At 30.3% G+C, this 5426-nt stretch carries 10 protein-coding genes; 6 read left to right on the top strand and 4 right to left on the bottom strand.

The features are described from left to right. Positions 1-1715 (bottom strand): recombinase family protein (locus tag AB8U03_RS17900; RefSeq protein WP_369705907.1); only part of this gene is annotated, 1715 nt, incomplete at its 3' end. Next, on the bottom strand, positions 1697-2089 hold the full coding sequence (locus tag AB8U03_RS17905) for a helix-turn-helix domain-containing protein (RefSeq protein WP_369705908.1): 393 nt from the start codon (positions 2087-2089) through the stop codon (positions 1697-1699). The genes AB8U03_RS17900 and AB8U03_RS17905, both read right to left, overlap by 19 nt. A 289-nt stretch (positions 2090-2378) precedes the next feature. Between AB8U03_RS17905 and AB8U03_RS17910 the strand changes: the two genes are divergently transcribed. From AB8U03_RS17910 to AB8U03_RS17920, 3 genes are all read left to right on the top strand, one after another. After that, positions 2379-2588: a helix-turn-helix domain-containing protein gene (locus tag AB8U03_RS17910; protein WP_369705915.1), complete on the top strand. Its 210-nt coding sequence runs from the start codon at positions 2379-2381 to the stop codon at positions 2586-2588. Between the two features lie 90 nt (positions 2589-2678). Next, a complete protein-coding gene (locus AB8U03_RS17915; protein ID WP_369705909.1) occupies positions 2679-2825 on the top strand; it encodes a hypothetical protein in 147 nt (48 codons plus the stop codon). Between the two features lie 141 nt (positions 2826-2966). After that, positions 2967-3140: a hypothetical protein gene (locus tag AB8U03_RS17920; protein ID WP_369705910.1), complete on the top strand. Its 174-nt coding sequence runs from the start codon at positions 2967-2969 to the stop codon at positions 3138-3140. Here AB8U03_RS17920 and AB8U03_RS17925 read toward each other — a convergent pair. Then, on the bottom strand, positions 3137-3328 hold the full coding sequence (locus AB8U03_RS17925; RefSeq protein ID WP_369705911.1) for a hypothetical protein: 192 nt from the start codon (positions 3326-3328) through the stop codon (positions 3137-3139). The two genes, AB8U03_RS17920 and AB8U03_RS17925, sit on opposite strands and share 4 nt — an antisense overlap. Positions 3329-3407: 79 nt before the next feature. Here AB8U03_RS17925 and AB8U03_RS17930 point away from each other — a divergent pair, with 79 nt between their 5' ends. Together AB8U03_RS17930 and AB8U03_RS17935 are read left to right on the top strand one after the other, a co-directional pair. After that, positions 3408-4154 carry an ORF6C domain-containing protein gene (locus AB8U03_RS17930; RefSeq protein WP_369705912.1) on the top strand — a complete coding sequence of 249 codons (747 nt, stop codon included), beginning with the start codon at positions 3408-3410 and terminating at the stop codon, positions 4152-4154. Continuing rightward, positions 4155-4580, top strand: a complete 426-nt coding sequence (locus tag AB8U03_RS17935) for a hypothetical protein (RefSeq protein ID WP_369705913.1) — start codon at positions 4155-4157, stop codon at positions 4578-4580. On the opposite strand, the gene AB8U03_RS17940 is transcribed toward AB8U03_RS17935, so the two are convergent. Beyond that, entirely contained in the window at positions 4546-4797 is a 252-nt protein-coding gene (locus AB8U03_RS17940) for a hypothetical protein (RefSeq protein WP_369705914.1), read from the bottom strand. The genes AB8U03_RS17935 and AB8U03_RS17940 overlap by 35 nt on opposite strands. 244 nt (positions 4798-5041) lie before the next feature. Here AB8U03_RS17940 and AB8U03_RS17945 point away from each other — a divergent pair. Next, positions 5042-5426, top strand: a 385-nt coding sequence (locus AB8U03_RS17945; protein WP_455423803.1) for a DUF7666 domain-containing protein, incomplete at its 3' end; no start/stop codon positions are given.

Consider the following 5426-nt stretch of genomic DNA (forward strand, 5'->3'; position numbering starts at 1 on the left):
CATGTGCTAGGTGTTCTAAACTGCAACTTATCATCAAAAAAATTTAATTCCACTTTTTCAAAGCAAGATTCATTATCTTCATCATCTGTTCCTATAAATTTTATAGATATTTTACCATTATTATCTTCATTGCCATACCAATATATTACATCTATTAATGAACCGATAATCTGCTTTTGTTCATTACGAGAAAGTTTATCTATTATTGCACATCTAGATAATAAGTTTCTTATTAAATCTAAATTTAATTTGTTTAGCTTATTCCTCTTTGCGTTGTTATCAATTGCAGATAACTTTTTCTTAATTTCAATGCACTCTTTTTTTATATTTCTTATTTTCTCAATCATAACATCTTCAATGTCTTGATTTTTTGAAAGTATATTAAGTAAATTATTAATTTGCTTCCCTTTTTCTTTTAATAGCTTATTTAATATAGTTTTTTCGTTATTAGCATTATTTTCATCCATAGAACTGTAATTATTCTTTATTCTATTAATAAATTCTTGCTGATTAATACCAAGTTTTTTTAAACTTAACAATACTAAAGATTCAATTTCTGATGCTTTAGCGTTTTTATTGTCGCAAAACTTTTTATGGGATTTCCTTTTCAAAGAACACATGTAATAAAATAATTTTTCACCTGTTACTTTTGAAATTCTTCCATGTTGAACTAGCATATATTCCTTACAATATCCACATTTTAATTTTCCAGTTAATAAAGCATTATGAGTTTTGCCTAGCCTAGGAAAAGTATTTCTATTTTTATCAAATTGATATTGGACTTCTAGCCATAATTTGGGTTCAATTGCACCTTTTATGGAGCTTACTGCTGCGAATTTTTGACCATCAGGCTTCAAAGTTTTAATACGCTTTCCCCTTTTTATAGTTTGCTCAGTCTTATTATATGTAAGTAAAGAATGTAAATTGTCAGATTCACCATAAACTTTCCAACCGTTAGATTCTAAATAGTTAATTACATCAATATTGGATTTTACATAAATGGGATTCTGTAATATAATTTTTAACGTAGATTTTTCAAATACAATTCCATTATTAGATTTAAGCTCATTTTGAGTAGCGTATACTTCGAGTTTATGCAAACTCCCGAGTTCTAGATATTTTTTATACAGAAGTTTTACAAGAGACATTTCATCTTCTTTAATTTCAAGCTGGGAATATTCCCGTTCTAATCCTAAATTATCCTTATATTTTTTCCTTACCGATATGAACCCTGCAGGTATTTTGCCACCAGTCCATCTTCCTGCTTTAGCAAGCTCTAACATATTATCCCTTACACGCTCTGCAATTGTCTCCCTTTCCAATTGAGCGAATACACTTGCTATGTATATCATGGCCTTGCCCATAGGTGTAGATGTATCGAATTGTTCACTTATGCTTACAAAGTCTACATTATAATTTTGTAATAGTTCCAAAGTAGAAGAAAAATCAGAAACATTTCTACTAATTCGGTCTAATCTATAACATACTAATGTATCTATCTTTTTTAATTCTATATCCTTAATTAATTTTTTGAATCGAGGCCTATTTATTGTACTTCCACTAAAACCTTCATCCTCATAAATAAAATATTGAATTTTATTTTTAGCATGGTTTGAAATGTACTGTTTGCACATTTCAATTTGGTTTTCTATTGAATCGCCTTTTCCTGTAAACTTGCTTTTCCTAGAATATATGGCTACTCGTTGCTCCTGCACGATTTTCTTCTCCTCCTTACACTATTAATTTCAAAAGCAATCAAATCATAAATTTCAGCTTTTTCATCATTGGTTATATTTTCACCATCGATTGTCAATTCATCCGATGATAATATTGCCTTTATTGTTTCCTCTAAATCCCCGACTTGCTTTTCAATGATTTCTACCTCAACACCAAGTAATTCATCTGTTGTTTTGCCTAATGCAGCAGCAACCTTTTCTATATTTGAAGAATTCAAATTCTGAGTTTTACCACTTTCGATATCATGTAAAGTTGCATACCCTATTCCGCTTTCTTCTTTTAATTTTTTAAGGTTCCAACCCTTTTCAATACGAAATTTTTTTATATTTAATCCTAAATTAGATATTTCCATTTAATGTATAGCCTCCTTTTATTATTAACACAATAAAAATTATATCATAATTCCGATATAAAATAAATATATTTTTTAATAATATTGCGATAATTTTAATTCTATGTTATCGGTAATACGATAAGAAATCTATAGAAAATAGAAGTATACATAATATAATATTATTTTTTAGAAGAAAGCAAGGATATTTGAATTTGAAAAAACGGTAAAACGATATATAATATAACTATAATCGCTTATACGATAAAAGGAGGTGGCAAATATGCTAAGTGATATCATAAAAAATAAAATGAAAGATAACGGGTTAACGATATATAGATTATCTAAACTTAGTAAAGTAGGATATGCAACTTTATACGATATAATTTTTCAAAGAACTAATAACCCAAGAATTAACACTGTCTCTAAAATTGCTACTGCATTAAATGAGCCTATTGAAAGACTAGTCAAAAAGGAGGACAAGCATGAAAAGAATCATCTTGAAAATCAAAAAATATAAGATACCAGACAAGAAAGACGAACGTAAAGATAGTAACAAACAGAAGAAAAATAACATAGCATAAATTAAAAATAATGTGGGGGCAAAAATATGTATTCAGTCACTTTGATACTTCCTAAAAATAGAGAAAAACTTGAAAAAAAATATGCAGAAGTTCTCGCTGATATCGTAACAAAAAGACTAGCTCACGAAGAACTCGGATATTTAATTAAAGAATTTGAGAAGAAAGAAAATTAAAAAACATTAAAAGGATGTAAAAGTGATAAACTTTCAGAATTAAAGCTGACAAACTTTATCTAAATTTTAAAATAGTAAACACTTTCCCAATTTATTCTATGCATAAATCAAAAAATTAGTACCAAAGGAGGGATAAGTAATATGAAAGCAACAAAGAAAAATGAAGAGATAGCTAGAAGAATAATTAATATTTTAGGAGAAAAAGAGTGCACGGTAGCCGAATCAATAAGAATATTATCTTTTGTTAGTAATGAAATAAGTAATTTTACTACCGTACAGAAAATTGATAAAAAATTATTTGAGACCCAAAATTAATTCTTTTTGATTTCGGACCAGATAGCTGAAATATCATCATGCTGTAATTCATTAATATCTGATAGTTTAACAGCAATTAAGCAATCAGATATAGCACCACCATGTAAAGCAATATTATGATATTTAAAAACGCAATCATTGCGACAGACACCTTTTATAAAAGGGCAGAAATTTTTATCATTAGGCATAAATTATCACCTCGCTTTAAGATGATAATTCTATAAAAGCAAAATAAACCCTTTAGAAAATAATGTAAGGAGGAAATACATGAATAATTTAGTACCAGTAACTTATAACAATGAAAGAATTTTGACAACAGAGCAACTTGCACAGGTTTATAAAACTACCATCAATAATATCAAAAATAATTTTAATAATAATTTAAAACACTTTGAAGAAGGAAAACACTATTACAAATTGGAGGGCAGTAAACTCAAGGCTTTCAAAAGCCAGGTCAATAATATTGACTTGCCTATCAATAAGTTTGCAAGCCACCTATATCTCTGGACAGAACGTGGAGCAGACAGACATTGTAAGATTTTAGATACAGATAAAGCATGGGAACAATTCGACCATTTAGAGGAAACATATTTTAGGGTGAAAGAAAACAAGCCACTTACGGCATTAGAAGAACTTAGATTACATTATAAGGTGTTAGAGGAACATAGAGAAGAAATAAAGGCTATAAGAGATGATGTTAAGGATCTAAAAGAGAACAGTCCTCTATATACAATAGAATGTAAAGAAATCCAAAGCGTAGTTCAAAGAGTAGGGACAAGAGCTTTAGGTGGACATGGTAGCAGGGCATATAATGACCGTTCTCTTAGAGGGAAAATATACTCAGATATACAGCATCAGCTTAGAAGAGAATTTGGTGTAAGGAGATATGAAGCTATCAAAAGGTGCCAATTTCAAAAGGCTAAGGAAATAATACAAGCTTATAAAGTACCTACAATATTGCAAGACCAGATTGTGGCTTTAAATAATCAAATTAGTGTAGAGGAGGTTATATAAATGAATTACAGAGAAATCATAGAGGAACAAATCATGTTTTTGCAGGAGAAGCAGGAGAAAGATGAGGTGACAAATTTACCAGAAGAAGCTTGTAAGATTGCTGAAACTATAGCTGATTTAGCATCAAGGATAAAGAGCGTGCCTGAAAAATTCGTACCTGAAGATAGCAATGGAGTATGCAAAGGTGGAAAGTCATGTAAATGCCCTAAAAAGGAAGCTGCCCCTGAAGGACAAGTTCAAGAACAGCCCGAAATACTTGGGGAAAATTATGATGGGAATACCATATTTCAGATGAAAGATGATATGGGAGCAATATTCCAAAAATATAATCTTTCATATGTAGAAGCTAAATCACTGTTACGTATAGTTTCACAAGTTATCGATAAAGTTTCTAGTAATGCTCGCCTGTGGAATCCAAGATGCTAATAGTCCAAGTTGGTACATCATCAGCGAGCCTACCCTTTTTAAATAATGGCTTTTTAACTTGCTCGATTTTCAGTACGGCATCGCCTAAGATTTTAAGTTTGTCTGAAGGAAATTCAGAGCCACAGTTAGGACATACAAGACTAGATTTATTTTCAAAGTTTTCAGCATCTACATTGAAACTTTCACGACAATTACAACACGTAAATCTAACTTTCATAATTTATCACCACCTTTCTAAGATGATAATTCTACAAAATAATGCCAATACCTTTAGAAGAATATGTAAGGAGGGAATAAGATGCCTAAGAAATTACCACATAAATTCTGGAACTTACTATATTGCAACGGTGTAAACCCAAACAACTATAGTCTTGTTAAGAAGAACCACGAGAGCTTTATTGTACAGGATATAAGGACAGGTAAAGTATTATTACCTATTAGATATTAAGGAGGATATGTAAATGAGTAAGATACAAGGATTTAAAGGCTTTAACAAAGATTTACAATGCAGAGGATACCAATACAAAGAGAACACAGATTTTGAAGAGAAAGGTGATATTGAATGCTGCAATAATGGATTGCACTTTTGTGAAAATCCAATGGATGTATTTAATTATTACGGTCCAGCAGATAGCAGGTATTGTAAAGTAGAAGGTTCTGGACAAGTAGACAAAGATAGTGGCGATAGTAAAGTTGCGGTATCTAAATTACATGTGGGTGTTGAAATAGGATTAAAGGGTCTTATAGAAGCAGGAGTAAAATTTATCTTTGACAAAGTTGACTGGAAAAACGATAAAGAATCCAATACAGGATACCAGAGTGCAGCAACCAATACAGGAAACTATA

Source organism: Clostridium moutaii (genome assembly GCF_041205085.1).
GTDB lineage: Bacteria > Bacillota > Clostridia > Clostridiales > Clostridiaceae > Clostridium_B > Clostridium_B moutaii.